The following is an 18,278-nucleotide window of genomic DNA, read 5'->3' as shown; positions in this document are numbered from 1 at the left end:
GGACACCGATCGCCATGCTCGGCCGCAGATCGAGGGCCCGTTCCAGGGCCCGCAGCGAGAGTTCCGCCCCCGCGCCCACGGCCGGCTGAGCCGATGGGTGCCGATCGCGCTTACGCGTACGGCGCCGCCGCCGGCCTTCTCGGCGACCTGCTCCTCGGCGATCCGCGCCGCGGGCATCCGGTCGCCGTGTTCGGGCGGGCGGCCGCTGCCGTGGAACGCGTGCTGTGGCACGACCACCGCGGCTGGGGCGCGCTGCACACCGCCGTCTGCGCCGGCGGCGCCGTGGCCGCCGGGCTCGTCGCCCAACGGGCCGTGCGCCGCTCCCCCGTCGCCTCCGCCGCGCTGACCGGCGTGGCCACCTGGGCCGTCGTCGGGGGCACTTCGCTGGCCCGCGAGGCCCGGGCGATCGGGCGCGCCCTGGAGGCCGGTGACGTGCCGGCGGCCCGCGCGCGGCTGCCGCACCTGTGCGGCCGGGACCCGCAGGCGCTGGACGCCGACGGGATCGCCCGGGCCGTGGTCGAGTCCGTCGCCGAGAACACCTCCGACGCCGTCGTGGGCGCGCTGGTGTGGGGCGCCGTCGCCGGCGTGCCGGGGCTGCTCGGGTTCCGGGCCGTCAACACCCTGGACGCGATGGTCGGTCACAAGTCGCCGCGCCTGCGCCGCTACGGCTGGGCCTCGGCCCGGCTCGACGACCTCGCCGGCTGGCCGGGGGCCCGGCTGACGGCCGCGCTCGCCGTGCTGGCCGGACCGGACCCGCGGGGCGCCGTACGGGCCTGGCGGGCGGACGCGGCGAAGCACCCGAGCCCCAACGCCGGACCCGTCGAGGCGTCGTTCGCGGGCGCGCTCGGGGTGCGGCTCGGCGGGACGCTCTCCTACGCCGGGCGGGTGGAACACCGGCCGGTGCTGGGCGGCGGCACCGGGCGGGCCGTCCGGGTCACCGACATCGACCGGGCCGTGACGCTCTCCCGCCGCGTCGGCCTGCTCGCGCTCGGCGTCACCGCCGGTGCGCGCCTCCTCGTGAAGGGACGTGGCAAGTGAGCGGTGGGCTCCTCGTCGCCGGCACCACCTCCGACGCCGGCAAGAGCGTCGTGACGGCCGGGATCTGCCGCTGGCTGGTGCGCCAGGGCGTCAAGGTCGCGCCGTTCAAGGCGCAGAACATGTCCCTCAACTCCTTCGTGACGCGCGAGGGCGCCGAGATCGGGCGGGCGCAGGCGATGCAGGCGCAGGCCTGCCGGGTGGAGCCGACCGCGCTGATGAACCCCGTGCTGCTGAAGCCGGGCGGTGAACAGAGCAGCCAGGTGGTGCTGCTGGGCAAGCCGGTGGGCGAGATGAGCGCGCGCGGCTACCACGGCGGACGCCAGCAGCGGCTGCTGGGCACGGTGCTGGACTGCCTGGCCGAGTTGCGGGGCACGTATGACGCGGTGATCTGTGAGGGCGCCGGTTCGCCGGCGGAGATCAACCTGCGGCGGACGGACATCGTCAACATGGGGATCGCGCGGGGCGCGCGGCTGCCCGTCCTCGTGGTCGGCGACATCGACCGCGGCGGCGTCTTCGCCTCCTTCTTCGGCACCCTCGCCCTGCTGTCGCCCGAGGACCAGGAACTGGTCGCCGGGTTCCTGGTGAACAAGTTCCGGGGCGACGTCTCCCTGCTGGAGCCCGGCCTCGACATGCTCCACGGCCTCACCGGGCGGCGGACGTACGGCGTGCTGCCGTTCCGGCACGGGCTCGGCATCGACGAGGAGGACGGGCTGCGGGTCTCCCTGCGGGGCGCCGTGCGGGAGTCCACGGTGGCTCCCCCGGCCGGTGCGGACGTGCTGCGGGTCGCCGTGTGCGCGGTCCCGCTGATGTCCAACTTCACCGACGTGGACGCGCTGGCCGCCGAACCGGGCGTCGTGGTGCGGTTCGTGGACCGGCCGGAGGAGCTGGTGGACGCGGACCTGGCGGTGATCCCGGGCACCCGCGGGACCGTGCGGGCGCTTCGGTGGCTGCGCGAGCGCGGCCTCGCCGACGCGCTCGCGCGACGGGCCGCCGAGGGGCGCCCGGTGCTCGGGATCTGCGGCGGCTTCCAGATCCTGGGCGAGCACATCGAGGACGAGGTCGAGTCGCGCGCCGGCGCCGTCGACGGGCTCGGCCTGCTGCCCGTGCGGGTGCGTTTCGCCCGGGAGAAGACCCTCGCACGCCCGGCCGGGCGTGCCCTCGGCGAGCCGGTCGAGGGGTACGAGATCCACCACGGGGTCGCCGAGGTCGTCGGCGGGGAACCCTTCCTGGACGGCTGCCGGGTGGGTTCCGTGTGGGGCACGCACTGGCACGGCTCGCTGGAGTCGGACGGCTTCCGGCGCGCCTTCCTGCGCGAGGTGGCGGCCGCCGCGGGACGCCGCTTCGTACCGGCCCCGGGCACCTCGTTCGCCGCGCTGCGCGAGGAGCAGCTCGACCGGCTCGGCGACCTGATCGAACAGCACGCGGACACGGACGCGCTCTGGCGGCTCATCGAGTCGGGCGCGCCGCAAGGACTGCCTTTCATTCCACCGGGAGCGCCCGCATGAGCACAGTGTTGTTGTTGTCGACCGCCGACACCGATCTGCTGGCGGCCCGGGCCTCCGGCGCCGGGTACCGGACCGGCAATCCGACCCGGGTGGACGTGGCCGGGGAACTGCCGGGGCTGATCGAGGGCGCCGACCTCGCCGTCGTGCGGCTGCTCGGCGGCAAGCGGGCCTGGGAGGACGGGCTGGCCGCGCTGCGGGCGTCCGGCGTCCCGACCGTGCTGCTGGGCGGCGAGACGGTGCCGGACGCCGAGCTGATGGCCGAGTCGTCCGTACCGGCGGGCGTGGTGGCCGAGGCGCTGAGGTACCTCGTCGAGGGCGGCCCGGACAACCTGACCCAGCTGGCCCGGTTCCTCTCCGACACCGTGCTGCTCACGGGCGAGGGCTTCGAGGAGCCGCGGAAGATGCCGGAGTTCGGCGTCCACGGCTCGTACCCGCTGCGCGACGGCCGCCCGACGGTGGGCGTGCTGTTCTACCGGGCGCACGAACTGAGCGGCAACACCGCCTTCGTGGACACGCTGTGCGAGGCGATCGAGGCGCGCGGCGCCAACGCCCTGCCGGTGTACTGCGGTTCGCTGCGCGGCGCGGACCCCGGCCTGTACGAGCTGCTGGGCCGGGCCGACGCGCTGGTCGCCACCGTGCTCGCGGCCGGCGGCACGCACGCCTCGCAGGCGTCCGCGGGCGGCGACGAGGAGTCCTGGGACGTAGGGGCGCTCGCCGCTCTCAACGTGCCCGTGCTGCAGGGCCTCTGCCTCACCTCCTCGCGCGCCGCCTGGGCGGAGTCGGACGCCGCCCTCTCCCCCATGGACGCGGCGATGCAGGTGGCCATCCCGGAGTTCGACGGACGGCTCGTCACCGTGCCGTTCTCCTTCAAGGAGCAGGGCCCGGACGACGTGCCGGTGTACGTCGCCGACCCCGAGCGGGCCGCGCGGGTCGCCGGGATCGCCGTACGCCACGCCGAGCTGGCCCACAAGCCGAACGCGGAGAAGCGGATCGCGCTGGTCTTCACCGCCTACCCGACCAAGCACTCCCGGGTCGGCAACGCGGTCGGCCTGGACACGCCCGCCTCGGCGGTCCGGGTGCTGGACGCGCTGCGCGACGCCGGCTACGCGGCCGAGGGGTACCCGGACAACGGCGACGAGCTGATCCACCGGCTGATCGCGGCCGGCGGCCACGACGTGGAGTGGCTGACGGAGGAGCAGCTGGCCGCCGCGCCCGCCCGGGTGCCGCTCGCCGACTACCGGGAGTGGTTCGGCAAGCTCGACCCGGAGCTGCGGGACGCGATGCTCGAGGCGTGGGGCGAGCCGCCGGGCGGCCTGTACGTGGACGGCGACGACATCGTGCTCGCCTCCCTGCGGTTCGGGAACGTCGTCGTGATGATCCAGCCGCCGCGCGGCTTCGGCGAGAACCCGATCGCGATCTACCACGACCCGGACATGCCGCCCTCCCACCACTACCTCGCGGCCTACCGCTGGCTGGAGAACAGCTTCGGCGCCGACGCGATCGTGCACATGGGCAAGCACGGCACCATGGAGTGGCTGCCCGGCAAGGGCCTGGGCCTGAGCGGCGGCTGCGCCCCGGACGCCGTGCTCGGCGACCTCCCGCTCGTCTACCCGTTCATCGTCAACGACCCCGGCGAGGGCACCCAGGCCAAGCGGCGCGGGCACGCCACCGTGGTCGACCACCTGGTGCCGCCGATGGCGCGCGCGGACACCTACGGCGACCTGGCCAAGCTGGAGCAGCTCCTGGACGAGTACGCGCTCGTCTCGGACCTGGACCCGGCGAAGGCGCCGGCGGTGCGCGCCCAGATCTGGACGCTGGTCAAGGCCGCCGAGCTGCACCACGACCTGCACGTGGACGAGCAGCCGGACGACGCCGAGTTCGACGAGTTCGTCATGCACATCGACGGCTACCTGTGCGAGATCAAGGACGTGCAGATCCGCGACGGACTGCACGTCCTCGGCGGCGGCCCGGAGGCCGAGCCGCGGGTGAACCTGGTCCTCGCCGTGCTGCGCGCCTCCCAGGTGTGGGGTGGGCAGGCGAACGCGCTGCCGGGGCTGCGGGCGTCGCTCGCCCTGCACTACGGGCTGGTGGAGAAGGAGCTGCTGGCCGAGCCGGGGGCGCCGGTGAAGGTGCCGGTGGAGCTGACGGACCGGGTCGACGGCCCGTCCCGGACGGCGGCCGACACGATCGACCTGCTGGAGCGGCTCTGCCGGCGGATCGCGGAGGGCATGGAGGCCAGGGCGTGGGACCGGGTGGCCGTGCCGGCCGTGCTGGGCGACGTGCTCGGCGCCGAACTCCCCGACGCCGTCGCGGTGCTGGAGTTCGCCTGCGACGAGGTCGTGCCGCGCCTCGCCCGGACCACCGACGAGATCGGTCACATCCTGCGGGCGCTGGACGGCGGTTACGTGCCCGCGGGACCGTCCGGTTCGCCGACCCGGGGCCTGGTCAACGTGCTGCCGACCGGCCGGAACTTCTACTCCGTCGACCCGAAGGCGATCCCGTCCAGGCTGAGCTGGGAGGTCGGCCAGTCGCTCGCGGACTCGCTGGTCCAGCGGTACCTCCAGGACACCGGGGAGTACCCGAGGTCGGTGGGCCTCACGGTGTGGGGCACCTCCGCGATGCGCACCCAGGGCGACGACATCGCCGAGATCCTGGCGCTGCTCGGCTGCCGTCCGGTCTGGGACGACGCCTCGCGCCGGGTGACGGGCTTCGAGGTGATCGGCCCGCAGGAGCTGGGCCGGCCGCGCGTCGACGTCACGGTCCGCATCTCCGGCTTCTTCCGGGACGCGTTCCCGCACGTGGTCGGGCTGATCGACGACGCGGTCCGGGCGGTGGCCGCGCTGGACGAGCCGGCCGAGGTCAACTACGTGCGGGCGCACGTGGAGGAGGACACGGCGGAGCACGGCGACCGCCGGCGGGCGACCGCCCGCATCTTCGGCTCGAAGCCGGGCGCGTACGGCGCCGGCCTGCTGCCGCTGATCGACGCCCGCAACTGGCGCTCCGACGCCGACCTCGCCGAGGTGTACGCGGTGTGGGGCGGTTACGCCTACGGGCGCGGGCTCGACGGCCGGGCGGCGCGCGGGGACATGGAGACCGCGTTCAAGCGGATCGCGGTCGCCGCGAAGAACGTCGACACCCGCGAGCACGACCTGGTCGACGCCGACGACTACTTCCAGTACCACGGCGGCATGGTCGCCATGGTGCGGCACCTGACCGGCGCCAACCCCGAGGCCTACGTGGGCGACAGCGCCGTACCCGACCAGGTGAGGACCCGCACGCTGGGCGAGGAGACGCACCGCGTCTTCCGGGCACGGGTGGTCAACCCGCGCTGGATGGCGGCGATGCGCCGGCACGGCTACAAGGGCGCCTTCGAGATGGCGGCGACCGTGGACTACCTGTTCGGCTACGACGCCACGGCGGGCGTGGTCGACGACTGGATGTACGAGAAGCTCAGCGCGGAGTACGTCTTCGACCCGGAGAACCGGGACTTCATGAAGAAGTCCAACCCGTGGGCGCTGCGCGGCATCACCGAGCGGCTGCTGGAGGCGGCGGACCGGGGCCTGTGGGCCGAGCCGGACGCGGACACGCTGGAGCGGCTGCGCGCCACCTATCTGGAGCTGGAAGGCGACTTGGAGGGCGACCAGTGACCACCCCGTTCCCGTTCACGGCCGTTGTCGGTCAGGACGATCTGCGGCTCGCGCTGCTGCTGAACGCCGTGTCCCCGGCGGTCGGCGGCGTGCTGGTGCGCGGCGAGAAGGGCACCGCGAAGAGTACGGCCGTACGCGCCCTGTCCGCGCTGCTGCCGGAGGTGGCCGTCGTCCCCGGATGCCGGTTCTCCTGCGATCCGGCGGCGCCGGACCCGTCCTGCCCGGACGGGCCGCACGAGGCGGGCGCCGGGGACGCACGGCCGGCGCGGATGGTCGAGCTGCCGGTCGGCGCCTCCGAGGACCGGCTGGTCGGCGCGCTCGACATCGAGCGGGCGCTCGCCGAGGGCGTGAAGGCCTTCGAGCCGGGCCTGCTGGCCGACGCCCACCGCGGGATCCTGTACGTGGACGAGGTCAACCTCCTGCACGACCACCTCGTGGACCTGCTGCTGGACGCCGCCGCGATGGGCGCCTCGTACGTCGAGCGCGAGGGCGTCTCGGTGCGGCACGCCGCCCGGTTCCTGCTCGTCGGCACCATGAACCCCGAAGAGGGCGAGCTGCGGCCGCAGCTGCTGGACCGGTTCGGGCTGACCGTGGAGGTCGCGGCCTCGCGGGAGCCGGACGAGCGCGTGGAGGTCGTGCGGCGCCGGCTGGCGTACGACGACGATCCCGGCGCCTTCGCGGCGCGCTGGGCCGAGGAGGAGGCCGCCGTCCGGCAGCGGATCGCCGCGGCCCGGGAGCTGCTGCCCCGGGTGCGTCTCGGCGACGGCGCGCTGCGGCAGATCGCGGCGACCTGCGCGGCCTTCGAGGTGGACGGGATGCGCGCCGACATCGTGATGGCGCGTACGGCGACCGCGCTCGCCGCGTGGGCGGGGCGGACCGACGTGCTCGCCGAGGACGTCCGGCAGGCCGCGCTGCTCGCGCTGCCGCACCGGCGGCGGCGCAACCCGTTCGACGCGCCGGGTCTGGACGAGGACAAGCTGGACGAGACGATGGAGCAGTACTCCGGCGAGGGCGACGGCGAGGGCGACGACGACCCCGACCCCGGTCCCCAGGGCCCCGGCGGCGGAGGGCAGCCGGCGCCGGACAGCGGTCCGCAGGGCGACGGCGGCGCGGCCGCGCGGCCCGAGGCGGGCGAGGGCGGGCAGCCGCAGCCGTCGGGCGGCCAGGAGCAGTCGGCGGTGCGGGCCGCCGAGCCGTTCCGCACGAAGGTGCTGAGCGTGCCCGGCATCGGTGAGGGCGCGGCCGGCCGGCGCTCGCGGGCGCGCTCCGAGCACGGGCGGACCACGGGCGCCCGGCGGCCCCGGGGCGCGCTGACCAAGCTGCACCTGGCGGCGACCGTGCTGGCCGCGGCGCCGCACCAGCGGGCGCGGGGGCGGTCCGGGCCGGGGCTCGTGGTCCGCCGGGACGATCTGCGGCAGGCGACCCGGGAGGGGCGCGAGGGCAACCTCGTGCTGTTCGTGGTGGACGCCTCCGGGTCGATGGCGGCGCGGCAGCGGATGAGCGCCGTGAAGGGCGCGGTGCTGTCGCTGCTCCTCGACGCCTACCAGCGGCGGGACAAGGTGGGCCTGGTGACCTTCCGGGGGTCCGCCGCGGACGTGGCGCTGCCGCCGACCTCGTCGGTGGACGCGGCGGCGGCCCGGCTGGAGTCGCTGCCGACCGGCGGCCGCACGCCGCTGGCGGCCGGGCTGCTGAGGGCGCACGAGGTGCTGCGGGTGGAGCGGCTGCGGGACCCGGCGCGGCGGGCGCTGGTCGTGGTGGTGACGGACGGCCGGGCCACCGGCGGAGGGGCGGCGCGAAGCGCCTCCGGCCGGGGTGGTGGCCGGGCGACGGGTGGGACGGAGCCGGTGGCGCTGGCGGGGCGGGCGGCGCGGCTGTTCGCGGCGGACGGCGTCGCCTCGGTGGTCGTCGACTGCGAGTCGGGGCCGGTGCGGCTCGGGCTCGCCGGGCAGCTCGCGGGCGAGCTGGGCGGTACGGCGGTGACGCTGGAGGAGCTGCGGTCCGACTCGATCGCCGGGCTGGTCAGGGATGTGCAGGGGACTTCGAGGAGGGCCGCGTAATGCCGCAGGGGCAGCCGAGTGTCGTACCGGACGATGGCCTGACGACCCGTCAGCGCCGCAACCGGCCGCTGGTCGTGGTGCACACGGGCGTCGGCAAGGGCAAGTCCACCGCCGCGTTCGGACTGGCGCTGCGGGCCTGGAACCAGGGCTGGCCGATCGGGGTGTTCCAGTTCGTCAAGTCCGCCAAGTGGAAGGTCGGCGAGGAGAACGCGCTGCGCGTGCTCGGCGCCTCCGGCGAGGGCGGCAGCGTCGACTGGCACAAGATGGGCGAGGGCTGGTCCTGGGTGCAGCGCGACGCGCAGATGGACAACGAGGAGAAGGCCCGCGAGGGCTGGGAGCAGGTCAAGCGGGACCTGGCGGCCGAGACGTACCGGCTATACGTGCTGGACGAGTTCGCCTACCCGATGCACTGGGGCTGGGTCGACACGGACGAGGTGGTGGACGTGCTGCGCGGCCGGCCCGGCACCCAGCACGTGGTGATCACGGGGCGGAACGCGCCGCGGAAGCTGGTGGACCTCGCCGACCTGGTCACCGACATGTCCAAGGTCAAGCACCCCATGGACGTGGGCCAGAAGGGCCAGAAGGGCATCGAGTGGTGATGTCGCCGGTGCCCCGGCTGGTCGTCGCCGCGCCCGCGTCGGGCAGCGGCAAGACCACCGTCGCCACGGGTCTGATGGCCGCGTTCGCCGCGCGGGGGCTCGCCGTGTCCCCGCACAAGGTCGGGCCGGACTACATCGACCCCGGCTACCACGCGCTCGCCACGGGGCGGGTGGGGCGCAACCTGGACGCGTACCTGTGCGGACCGGAGCTGATCGCCCCGCTGTTCCTGCACGGGGCGCGGGGATGCGATCTCGCCGTCGTCGAGGGCGTGATGGGGCTGTACGACGGGGCCGCGGGCCAGGGCGAGCTGGCGTCCACCGCGCACGTGGCCAAGCTGCTGCGGGCGCCGGTGGTGCTGGTCGTGGACGCGTCGTCGCAGTCGCGGTCGGTCGCGGCGCTGGTGCACGGGTTCGCCTCCTGGGACCCGGAGGTGCGGGTCGGGGGCGTGATCCTGAACAAGGTGGGGTCCGACCGGCACGAGGCGCTGCTGCGGGAGGCGCTGGACGCCTCCGGGGTGCCGGTGCTGGGGGTGCTGCGGCGGGCGCCGCAGGTGGACACGCCGTCGCGGCACCTGGGTCTGGTGCCGGTCGCCGAACGCGGCTCCGCGGCGGTCGAGGCGGTGACGGCGATGGCGGCGCAGGTGGCGCAGGGGTGCGATCTGGAGGCTCTGGCCGCGCTGGCGCGCGGCGCGGGTGAGCTGCCGGGTGCGGCCTGGGACCCGGCCGGGGCCCTCGCCGGGCCGGGGTCTCGCCCCGGGACGCCGGACAGGCCGGTCGTCGCCGTGGCCGGCGGCCGGGCGTTCACGTTCTCCTACGCGGAGCACGCCGAACTGCTCGCCGCCGCCGGCGCCGAGGTGGTCACGTTCGATCCGCTCCGGGACGAGGAACTGCCGGAGGGCACCGCCGGGCTGGTCGTGGGGGGCGGGTTCCCCGAGGTGTACGCGGCCGAGCTGTCCGCGAACGAGCCGCTGCGCAAGGCGGTCGCCGGTCTCGCGCTGAGCGGCGCGCCGGTGGCGGCGGAGTGCGCCGGGCTGCTCTACCTGTGCCGGGAGCTGGACGGGCGCCCCATGTGCGGGGTGCTGGACGCCGGCGCCCGCATGGGCGAACGGCTCACTCTCGGCTACCGGGACGCGGTGGCCGTCGGGGACAGTGTGCTGGCCGCCGCGGGGACGCGGACGCGCGGGCACGAGTTCCACCGCACGGTCGTCGAGCCCGGCGCCGGCGCCGCCCCCGCCTGGGGTCTGACCACGCCGGTCCGGCGGGTCGAGGGTTTCGTACAGCAGGGCGTGCACGCGAGTTATCTGCACACGCACTGGGCCGCCGCGCCCGGTGCGGCCCGTCGGTTCGTGGAGAGGTGCCGGACGTCATGAGCAGCAGGCTGGTCGGAGTGGGGGTCGGCCCCGGGGACCCGGAGCTGGTGACCGTCAAGGGGGTCAACGCGCTGCGCGCGGCAGAGGTCGTCGTCGTCCCCGTGATGGACACGGGCGAGCGCGGCCGGGCCGAGGCGACGGTCCTGCACTACGTGCCCGGCGAGAAGATCGTCCGGGTGGTGTTCGCGCTGAACGAGCGGACCGACCGGGCGCGCCGGGAGGCCGCCTGGGACGCGGCGGGCGAGCGGGTCGCCGGGCTGCTGGAGCGGCACGGGTCGGTCGCCTTCGCCACCATCGGCGATCCGAACGTGTACTCGACGTTCACCTATCTCGCGCAGACGATCGCGGAGCTGGTGCCGGGCGTCGTGGTGGAGACCGTGCCCGGGATCACCGCCATGCAGGATCTGGCGGCGCGGTCGGGCGCGGTGCTGACCGAGGGGACCGAGCCGTTGACGCTGGTGCCGGTGACGGCGGGCTCGGCCGCGCTCAAGGAGGCGCTGGCGGGGCCGGGCACGGTCGTGGCGTACAAGTTCGGGCGGCAGGCCACCGAGGTCGCCGAGGCGCTGCGGGAGACCGGGCGGATCGGGGACGCGGTGTGGGGTTCGGCGCTCGGGCTGCCGGAGGAGTCGGTGCGGCCGGCCGCCGAGCTGGACGGGGCGCCGCTGCCCTACCTCTCCACGCTGATCGCGCCGCCGCGGCGGGACGGCGGACGGGGCGGGAAGCTGTGACGCGGCCCGTGCGGTCAGCCGCCGGAGACGCCGACCACCAGCCAGATGAAGGCCGCGCCCGCGACCGTGCACAGCAGGGTGGAACGGGCCGGGTGCTCGTGGTGGGCCTCGGGGAGGATCTCGGCGGCGGCGAGATAGAGCAGCACGCCCCCGAAGAGGCCGAGATAGCCGCCGAGCACCGGCTCGGGGATGTGGAAGAAGACCGTCGACAGCGCGCCCAGCAGCGGGGCGCAGGCGTCGGCCACCAGCATGCCCACCGCCCGGCGGCGGGCGTTGCCGTACAGGCTCGTGATGGTGAAGGTGTTGAAGCCGTCGGCGAAGTCGTGCGCGATCACGGCGAGCGCGACGGACGCGCCCATGCCGCCGCCCACCTGGAAGGCCGCGCCGATCGCCACGCCGTCCATGGCGCTGTGCCCGACCATCGCGGCCGCCGCCGTCAGGCCCACCTCGGGCGCGCGGTGGGGGTGCTCGTCGCCCCCGTGCGACGCCTGGCGCGCGGCCAGGGTCCGCTCGACCAGATGGGCCAGCAGGAAGCCGGCCACGAACAGCAGCAGGGCGGCCGGCACGCCGAAGATCTCCCGGTCCGCCGCGTGCAGCGCCTCCGGCAGCAGGTCGAGGCCGACCACGCCCAGCATCAGGCCGCCGGCCAGGCCCAGGACGAGATGGCGGCGGTCGGTCACCCGCTGTGCCGTCCAGCCGCCGGCCAGCGTCATCAGGAACGCGCCGAGCGCGACAAGGACCGCCATGGGCCCTTGCTATCCGATGAAGGCGCCTTCGCGCACATCCGGCGCCTGCCGCACACCCCCAGATCCTGACGTTTCATCCCAGAACAGACCCGCGTCTTTCCCACGAGAGGACCACTTCCCATGGCCATGGCCGATGCCCCCGGCGGCAAGGTGACGTTCGTCGGTGCCGGCCCCGGCGCCGCCGATCTGCTGACGTTCCGGGCCGCACGCGCGATCGCGGCGGCCGACGTGGTGATCTGGGCGGCGAGCCTGGTGCAGGCCGAAGTCCTCGAGCACGCGCGGCAGGACGCGGAGATCCTGGACTCGGCGGCCATGTCGCTGGAGGACGTGGTGGCCGTCTACCGCCGGGCGCGCGCCGAGGGCCTGAACGTCGCCCGGATCCACTCCGGCGACCCGGCCCTGTGGGGCGGCACGCAGGAGCAGCTCGACCGGTGCGCGGAGATCGGCATCGCGACCGAGGTCGTGCCGGGGGTCTCCTCGTTCTCCGCCGTGGCCGCCCTCGCCCAGCGGGAGCTGACCATCCCCGAGGTCGCCCAGTCGGTGGTGCTGACCCGGCTCGGCGGCGGCAAGACGCCGATGCCGCCCGGCGAGGAGGTGCGCGAGTTCGCCCGGCACGGCACCACCATGGCGGTGTTCCTGTCGGCGGCGCGCAGCGGCCAGCTCGTGCGGGAGCTGCTGGAGGGCGGCTACCCCACGGACACCCCGGTGGTCGTCGCGTACCAGGCGACCTGGCCGGAGGAGCTGGTCGTCAGGTGCACGATCGGCACGCTGGAGGAGACGGTCAAGGAGCACAGGCTCTGGAAGCACACCCTCTTCCTGGTCGGTCCGGCCCTGGACGCCCACGGCACCCGCTCGCACCTGTACCACCCCGGCCACTTCCACGGGTACCGCAAGGCCGACCCGGAGGCGCGGCGGGCGCTGCGCGAGCAGAGGGCGAAGAGTTGATCACGGTCGTCGGCACCGGGACGGGCGCGCCGGTTCCGGACGAGGTGCTCGCCGGGGCCGCCCTCGTCGTGGGCGGGCGGCGGCACCTGGACGCCGTGGAGCTGCCCGCGGGGGCCGCGCGGATCGTGCTCGGGCCGCTGGCGCCCGCCCTGGACGCGATCGGGGAGCACGCGGACCGGGGGCGGCCGGTGGTCGTGCTGGCCTCCGGGGACCCGGGGTTCTTCGGGGTCGTGCGGGCGCTGGCCGAGCGGTTCGGGGCGGGGCGGCTTGACGTGCGGCCGGGGGTGTCCTCGGTGGCCACCGCGTTCGCGCGGCTCGGGCTGCCGTGGGACGACGCGGTCGTGGTCAGCGCGCACGGGCGCGATCTGCGGACGGCGGTCAACGCGTGCCGGGCGCATCCGAAGGTGGCCGTGCTGACCGGGCCCGGGGCCGGGCCGGCCGAGCTGGGAGCCGCGCTCGGCGGCGGCCGGCTGCTGGTCGTGGCGAGCGCGCTGGGCGATCCGGAGCACGAGCGTGTGGAGCGGGTGACGCCCGCCGAGGCCGCCGCCCGGGACTGGGGCGCGGCGGTGAGCGTGGTGCTGTGCCTGGACGAGGCGCGCGCCCTGGGCCCGGTGCGCACGGTCGCCGGAGCGGGCGGGGGGCCCGCAGGATGGGCTCTCGACGAGAGCGAGTTCGCGCACCGCGACTCGATGATCACGAAGTTCGAGGTGCGGGCGCTGGCGCTGGCCCGGCTGGGGCCGCGCCTGGGCGACCTGGTGTGGGACGTCGGGGCCGGTTCGGGTTCGGTGGCCGTGGAGTGCGCGCGGCTCGGCGCGGCCGCCGTCGCCGTGGAGCGGACCGCGGACGGGGTGGAGCGGATCCGGGCCAACGCCGCCGCCCACGGGGTCGACGTGGACGTGGTGCACGGTGCGGCGCCGGACGCGCTGCACGGGCTCGACGACCCCGACGCCGTGTTCGTCGGCGGCGGTGGCCGCGAGCTGCCCGCCGTCGTCGGGGTGTGCGCGCGCCGGGCCCGGCGGACCGTCGTCGTCGCCATGGCCGCCCTCGACCGGGTGCCGGCCGCCCGCGCGGCCCTGACGGAGGCGGGGCTGCGCTGCGAGGGCGTGCTGTTGCAGTCGTCCCGGCTGACGCCGCTGCCCGGGGACGTGACCCGGCTCGCGGCGGCCAATCCGGTGTTCCTGCTGTGGGGCGTGCGACCCCCGGCATCCAGTGAAGGAGTAGCGAAGTGATCGGCCTGATTTCCGCCACCGCGGCGGGCGCGGCGGCGCGGGACCGGCTGGCCGCGGCCTGGCCGGACCGTACGCGGGTGTACGACGGCGGCGCCGGGGAGGCCGTACGGGCCGCGTTCGCCGAGTGCGAGCAGCTCGTCTGCTTCCTGGCGACGGGCGCGGTGGTACGGCTGCTCGCGCCGCTGCTCGGCGACAAGGCGGCCGACCCGGGCGTGGTCTGTGTGGACGAGGGCGGCCGGTTCGCGGTGTCGCTGCTCGGCGGGCACGGCGGCGGCGCCAACGAACTGGCCCGCGAAGTGGGCGGGCTGCTGGGCGCCGAGCCGGTGGTGACGACCGCGACGGACGCGGTGGGGCTGCCCGGTCTCGACACCCTCGGGTTCCCGTACGAGGGGTCGGTGGCCGCGGTGTCGCGGGCCCTGCTGGACGGCGAACCGGTCGCGCTGGAGGCCGAGGTGCCGTGGCCGCTGCCCGCGCTGCCCACCTCGCCGGAGGGCGCGTACACCGTGCGGCTCACCGACCGGGCCGTCGCGCCGGGTGAGCGGGAGGTGCTGCTCAGACCGCCGTCCCTGGTGGTCGGCGTGGGCGCCTCCCGCGGCGCGCCGGCGGACGAGGTGCTCGCGCTGGTCGAGGAGTCGCTGCGGGACGCGGGCCTGTCACCTCGGTCGGTCGCCGAACTGGCCACCGTGGACGCCAAGTCCGAGGAGCCGGGCATCGTGGCCGCCGCCGAGCGGCTGAGGGTGCCCCTGGTGACGTACCCGGCGCCGGAGCTGGCGGACGTGGCGGTGCCGAACCCGTCCGGCGCGCCGCTCGCGGCCGTCGGCACGCCCTCGGTCGCGGAGGCGGCGGCGCTGGCGCGCGGCGGTGAACTCCTCGTCCCCAAGCGGAAGTCGGTGCGCGCCGACGGCCGCCCGGCGATGGCGACCTGCGCCGTGGTGCGGCGTCCGGGGCGCGGCCGGCTCGCCGTGGTCGGGCTCGGTCCCGGCGCCCGGGACCTGCTCACCCCGCGCGCGGCGGACGAACTGCGCCGGGCCTCGGTGCTGGTGGGCCTCGACCAGTACGTCGACCAGATCCGCGATCTGCTGCGGCCCGGCACCCGGGTGCTGGAGTCGGGTCTCGGCGCCGAGGAGGAGCGGGCCCGCACGGCCGTCGAGGAGGCCCGGCGCGGGCACGCGGTGGCGCTGATCGGCAGCGGGGACGCGGGCGTGTACGCCATGGCCTCGCCCGCGCTCGCCGAGGCCTCCGACGACATCGACGTGGTCGGCGTGCCGGGCGTGACGGCCGCGCTGGCCGCCGGCGCGATCCTGGGCGCGCCGCTGGGCCACGACCACGTGTCCATCAGCCTGTCCGACCTGCACACGCCGTGGGAGGTCATCGAGCGGCGGGTACGCGCGGCGGCCGAGGCCGACATCGTGGTCACCTTCTACAACCCGCGCTCCCGCGGCCGCGACTGGCAGCTCCCGAAGGCGCTCGCGATCCTCGCCGGGCACCGGGACCCGGCGACGCCGGTCGGCGTGGTGCGCAACGCCTCACGGCCGGACGAGTCGAGCCGGCTGACCACGCTCGGCGGACTGGACCCGGCGACGGTCGACATGATGACGGTCGTCACCGTGGGCAACACCGCGACCCGGGACATCGCCGGCCGCATGGTGACCCCGCGCGGCTACCGCTGGCAGGAGAGCCACCGGACCGACGGGCAGGAGGCCGCCCGGTGAACCGTGTCGTCCACCCCATCGAGCAGGAGTCCTACCGGCGGCTGCGCGCCCGCCTGGACACCTCGCGCTTCCCCCCGCTGACCCGGGCGGTGGTGGAGCGGGTCATCCACTCCGCCGCCGACCTGGACTACGCGACCGACCTCGTCACCGACGAGGACGACCTGGTCACGGCGCACGCCGCGCTGCACGCCGGGGCGCCGGTCGTCGTGGACGTCGAGATGGTGGGGGCCGGCATCACCCGCCGGGAGACCGTCTGCCGTCTGAAGGACGCCGTGGCCGGTCCGGGCCTCACCCGTTCGGCGCACGGGATCCGGCTCGCCTACGAGGAGGTGGGGCCCGGCGCCCTCTGGGTGATCGGCAACGCCCCGACCGCCCTGGAGGAGCTGCTGACCCTGGACGCCTCCCCCGCGCTCGTCATCGGCCTGCCCGTCGGCTTCGTCGGCGCGGCCGAGTCCAAGGAGGCACTGCGCGCGAGCGGGCTGCCCGCCGTGAGCAACGTGTCCGAGAAGGGCGGGTCGGCGGTCGCCGCCGCCGCGCTCAACGCCCTGCTGTACCACCCGATTTCCCCCAAGGAGACCCCGTGACCACCCCGCCGCCCGCCCTGCTCATCGCCGGCCACGGCACCCGGGACGAGGCCGGAGCCGAGGCGTTCCGCGACTTCGTACGGGAGCTGGGCCGCCGCCACCCCGAACTGCCCGTCGCCGGCGGCTTCATCGAGCTGTCCCCGCCGCCGCTGGGCGAGGCGGTCGCCGACCTGGTGGACCGGGGCGTGCGCCGGTTCGCGGCCGTACCGCTGATGCTGGTGTCCGCCGGCCACGCCAAGGGCGACATCCCGGCCGCCCTGTCCCGGGAGAAGGAACGGCACCCGGGCATCTCGTACACCTACGGGCGTCCGCTCGGCCCGCACCCGGCGCTGCTGAACGTGCTGGAGCGGCGGCTGGAGGAGGCGCTGGCCGGCACGTCCGGCGAGCGGTCCGACGTGACCGTGCTGCTGGTGGGGCGCGGGTCGACCGACCCGGACGCCAACGCCGAGGTGCACAAGGCGGCCCGGCTGCTGTGGGAGGGGCGCGGCTGGGCGGGCGTCGAGACGGCGTTCGTGTCGCTGGCGGCGCCGGACGTGCCGAGCGGGCTCGACCGGTGCGCGAGGCTGGGTGCGCGGCGGATCGTCGTCCTGCCGTACTTCCTGTTCACCGGCATCCTGCCGGACCGGGTGCGCAGGCAGACCGAGGAGTGGGCGGCCGCGCACCCGGACCTGGAGGTGCGCTCCGCGGACGTCATCGGGCCCGAGCCGGAGCTGCTGGACCTGGTGATGGAGCGGTACGCGGAGGCCGTCAAGGGTGATCTGCGGATGAACTGCGACTCCTGCGTGTACCGGATCGCGCTGCCGGGCTTCGAGGACAAGGTGGGGCTGCCGCAGCAGCCGCACTTCCACCCGGACGACGACGGCCACGACCACGGGCACGGGCACCACCAGCACGGGGGGCACTCCCACAGCCATGCGCACTGAGGACACCGGGGGCGGCCCGGCGGCCGGGCACGACCTGCGGCACCACGGCGACGCGGAGATGCGCGACGAGGGCGCCGGGCTGGTCGACCTCGCCGTCAACGTCCGCGCGGACACGCCTCCGCCGTGGCTGCGGGACGTGATCGCCGCCTCGCTGCCGTCCCTCGCGGCCTACCCGGACGGGCGGGCCGCGCGGGCGGCGGTGGCGGCGCGGCACGGACTGCCGGTGGAGCGGGTGCTGCTGACGGCGGGGGCGGCGGAGGCGTTCGTCCTGCTGGCGCGGGCGCTGAAGGTGCGCCGGCCGGTCGTGGTGCATCCGCAGTTCACCGAGCCGGAGGCGGCGCTGCGGGACGCGGGACACACCGTGGACCGGGTGCTGCTGCGGGAGGCGGACGGGTTCCGGCTGGATCCGGCGGCGGTGCCCGAGGACGCGGACCTGGTGGTGATCGGCAACCCGACGAATCCGACGTCGGTCCTGCATCCGGCCGGCTCCATCGCCCGACTCGCCCGGCCGGGCCGGACGCTGGTGGTCGACGAGGCGTTCATGGACGCGGTGCCGGGTGAGCGGGAGGCGCTGGCCGGGCGGACGGACGTGCCCGGTCTCGTCGTGCTGCGCAGCCTGACCAAGACCTGGGGGCTGGCCGGGCTGCGCATCGGGTACGTGCTGGCCGCGCCGGAGACGATCGACGGGCTGGAGCGGGCTCAGCCGCTGTGGCCGGTGTCGACGCCGGCGCTCGCCGCGGCCGAGGCGTGTGTGGCGCCCCGGGCGCTGGCCGAGGCGGCGCACGCGGCGCACCGGATCGCGGCGGACCGCGCCCATCTGGAGGCGGGGCTCGCCGCGTTCGCGTCCCGCGGGGTGCGGGTGGTGTCGCCGGCGGAGGGGCCGTTCGTGCTGGTGCGTCTGCCGGGGGCGGACGCGGTGCGGCGGCGGCTGCGCGGGCTGGGGTACGCGGTGCGGCGGGGGGACACGTTTCCCGGTCTCGGCGGGGACGCGTGGGTGCGGGTGGCGGTGCGGGACCGGGGAACGGTGAGCGGGTTCCTGGCCGCGCTGTCGGACGCGCTGCAGTGACCGGGGCGCCGCCCCCGGACCCCGCGTCCCACTCGCCCACCCGTCCCGGCCGGCTGCGAAGGCACCGTCGGCTCGCTCCCGGCACCGCGCCTCCGGCCGGCCGTCACGCTCCACCGCGGCCCCGCGCGT

General features: G+C 75.8%; 14 protein-coding genes. 13 read left to right on the top strand and 1 reads right to left on the bottom strand.

What is annotated here, in order from left to right:
• Positions 1 to 93: 93 nt before the first annotated feature.
• The 7 genes from ACFYU0_RS25950 to cobI are packed head-to-tail and all read left to right on the top strand — an operon-like array spanning position 94 to position 10,944.
• Complete coding sequence (locus ACFYU0_RS25950) at positions 94 to 1,038, top strand: cobalamin biosynthesis protein (RefSeq protein WP_351669146.1); 945 nt, start codon at positions 94 to 96, stop codon at positions 1,036 to 1,038.
• The gene (locus ACFYU0_RS25945) at positions 1,035 to 2,543 is read left to right on the top strand and encodes a cobyric acid synthase (RefSeq protein ID WP_351669148.1); all 1,509 of its coding nucleotides are present in this window, start codon (positions 1,035 to 1,037) and stop codon (positions 2,541 to 2,543) included. Before ACFYU0_RS25950 ends, ACFYU0_RS25945 begins: the two co-directional genes overlap by 4 nt.
• Positions 2,540 to 6,190, top strand: a complete 3,651-nt coding sequence (cobN, locus tag ACFYU0_RS25940; RefSeq protein WP_389304475.1) for a cobaltochelatase subunit CobN — start codon at positions 2,540 to 2,542, stop codon at positions 6,188 to 6,190. Before ACFYU0_RS25945 ends, cobN begins: the two co-directional genes overlap by 4 nt.
• Positions 6,187 to 8,247 carry a putative cobaltochelatase gene (locus tag ACFYU0_RS25935; protein ID WP_389304473.1) on the top strand — a complete coding sequence of 687 codons (2,061 nt, stop codon included), beginning with the start codon at positions 6,187 to 6,189 and terminating at the stop codon, positions 8,245 to 8,247. Before cobN ends, ACFYU0_RS25935 begins: the two co-directional genes overlap by 4 nt.
• The gene (cobO, locus tag ACFYU0_RS25930) at positions 8,247 to 8,846 is read left to right on the top strand and encodes a cob(I)yrinic acid a,c-diamide adenosyltransferase (RefSeq protein ID WP_351669154.1); all 600 of its coding nucleotides are present in this window, start codon (positions 8,247 to 8,249) and stop codon (positions 8,844 to 8,846) included. The genes ACFYU0_RS25935 and cobO overlap by 1 nt, the downstream gene beginning before the upstream one ends.
• A complete protein-coding gene (locus ACFYU0_RS25925; RefSeq protein WP_389304472.1) occupies positions 8,846 to 10,216 on the top strand; it encodes a cobyrinate a,c-diamide synthase in 1,371 nt (456 codons plus the stop codon). Before cobO ends, ACFYU0_RS25925 begins: the two co-directional genes overlap by 1 nt.
• Positions 10,213 to 10,944: a precorrin-2 C(20)-methyltransferase gene (cobI, locus tag ACFYU0_RS25920; protein WP_389304471.1), complete on the top strand. Its 732-nt coding sequence runs from the start codon at positions 10,213 to 10,215 to the stop codon at positions 10,942 to 10,944. Before ACFYU0_RS25925 ends, cobI begins: the two co-directional genes overlap by 4 nt.
• A gap of 14 nt (positions 10,945 to 10,958) precedes the next feature.
• Here cobI and ACFYU0_RS25915 read toward each other — a convergent pair whose 3' ends face one another.
• Complete coding sequence (locus ACFYU0_RS25915; protein WP_389304469.1) at positions 10,959 to 11,690, bottom strand: ZIP family metal transporter; 732 nt, start codon at positions 11,688 to 11,690, stop codon at positions 10,959 to 10,961.
• Between the two features lie 126 nt (positions 11,691 to 11,816).
• On the opposite strand from ACFYU0_RS25915, the gene cobM reads away from it, so the two are divergent.
• The 6 genes from cobM to cobC are packed head-to-tail and all read left to right on the top strand — an operon-like array spanning position 11,817 to position 18,149.
• Positions 11,817 to 12,635, top strand: coding sequence for a precorrin-4 C(11)-methyltransferase (cobM, locus tag ACFYU0_RS25910; RefSeq protein ID WP_351669301.1), 819 nt, complete (start codon positions 11,817 to 11,819; stop codon positions 12,633 to 12,635).
• On the top strand, positions 12,632 to 13,864 hold the full coding sequence (cbiE, locus tag ACFYU0_RS25905; protein WP_389304467.1) for a precorrin-6y C5,15-methyltransferase (decarboxylating) subunit CbiE: 1,233 nt from the start codon (positions 12,632 to 12,634) through the stop codon (positions 13,862 to 13,864). Before cobM ends, cbiE begins: the two co-directional genes overlap by 4 nt.
• Positions 13,861 to 15,576, top strand: a complete 1,716-nt coding sequence (gene cobJ / locus ACFYU0_RS25900; RefSeq protein WP_389304465.1) for a precorrin-3B C(17)-methyltransferase — start codon at positions 13,861 to 13,863, stop codon at positions 15,574 to 15,576. Before cbiE ends, cobJ begins: the two co-directional genes overlap by 4 nt.
• Entirely contained in the window at positions 15,573 to 16,160 is a 588-nt protein-coding gene (locus ACFYU0_RS25895; RefSeq protein WP_389304463.1) for a precorrin-8X methylmutase, read from the top strand. The genes cobJ and ACFYU0_RS25895 overlap by 4 nt, the downstream gene beginning before the upstream one ends.
• Positions 16,157 to 17,083, top strand: a complete 927-nt coding sequence (locus ACFYU0_RS25890; RefSeq protein ID WP_389304461.1) for a sirohydrochlorin chelatase — start codon at positions 16,157 to 16,159, stop codon at positions 17,081 to 17,083. The genes ACFYU0_RS25895 and ACFYU0_RS25890 overlap by 4 nt, the downstream gene beginning before the upstream one ends.
• Positions 17,073 to 18,149: an Rv2231c family pyridoxal phosphate-dependent protein CobC gene (gene cobC, locus ACFYU0_RS25885; protein WP_389304459.1), complete on the top strand. Its 1,077-nt coding sequence runs from the start codon at positions 17,073 to 17,075 to the stop codon at positions 18,147 to 18,149. The genes ACFYU0_RS25890 and cobC overlap by 11 nt, the downstream gene beginning before the upstream one ends.
• Positions 18,150 to 18,278: the final 129 nt, after the last annotated feature.

The sequence above is a fragment of the Streptomyces sp. NPDC003720 genome, assembly GCF_042875075.1.
Taxonomy (GTDB): Bacteria; Actinomycetota; Actinomycetes; order Streptomycetales; family Streptomycetaceae; genus Streptomyces.
Note: the sequence above shows the minus strand (reverse complement) of the source record. Positions and strands in the feature narration are given on the sequence as shown.

Excerpts from the sequence above, each read along its gene's own strand:
- ACFYU0_RS25950 (WP_351669146.1), top strand. The coding sequence starts at position 94 with ATGGGTGCCGATCGCGCTTACGCGTACGGCGCCGCCGCCGGCCTTCTC.
- cobN (WP_389304475.1), top strand. The coding sequence starts at position 2,540 with ATGAGCACAGTGTTGTTGTTGTCGACCGCCGACACCGATCTGCTGGCG.
- cobO (WP_351669154.1), top strand. The coding sequence starts at position 8,247 with ATGCCGCAGGGGCAGCCGAGTGTCGTACCGGACGATGGCCTGACGACC.
- ACFYU0_RS25925 (WP_389304472.1), top strand. The coding sequence starts at position 8,846 with ATGTCGCCGGTGCCCCGGCTGGTCGTCGCCGCGCCCGCGTCGGGCAGC.
- cobI (WP_389304471.1), top strand. The coding sequence starts at position 10,213 with ATGAGCAGCAGGCTGGTCGGAGTGGGGGTCGGCCCCGGGGACCCGGAG.
- ACFYU0_RS25915 (WP_389304469.1), bottom strand. The coding sequence starts at position 11,690 with ATGGCGGTCCTTGTCGCGCTCGGCGCGTTCCTGATGACGCTGGCCGGC.
- cobM (WP_351669301.1), top strand. The coding sequence starts at position 11,817 with ATGGCCGATGCCCCCGGCGGCAAGGTGACGTTCGTCGGTGCCGGCCCC.
- cobC (WP_389304459.1), top strand. The coding sequence starts at position 17,073 with ATGCGCACTGAGGACACCGGGGGCGGCCCGGCGGCCGGGCACGACCTG.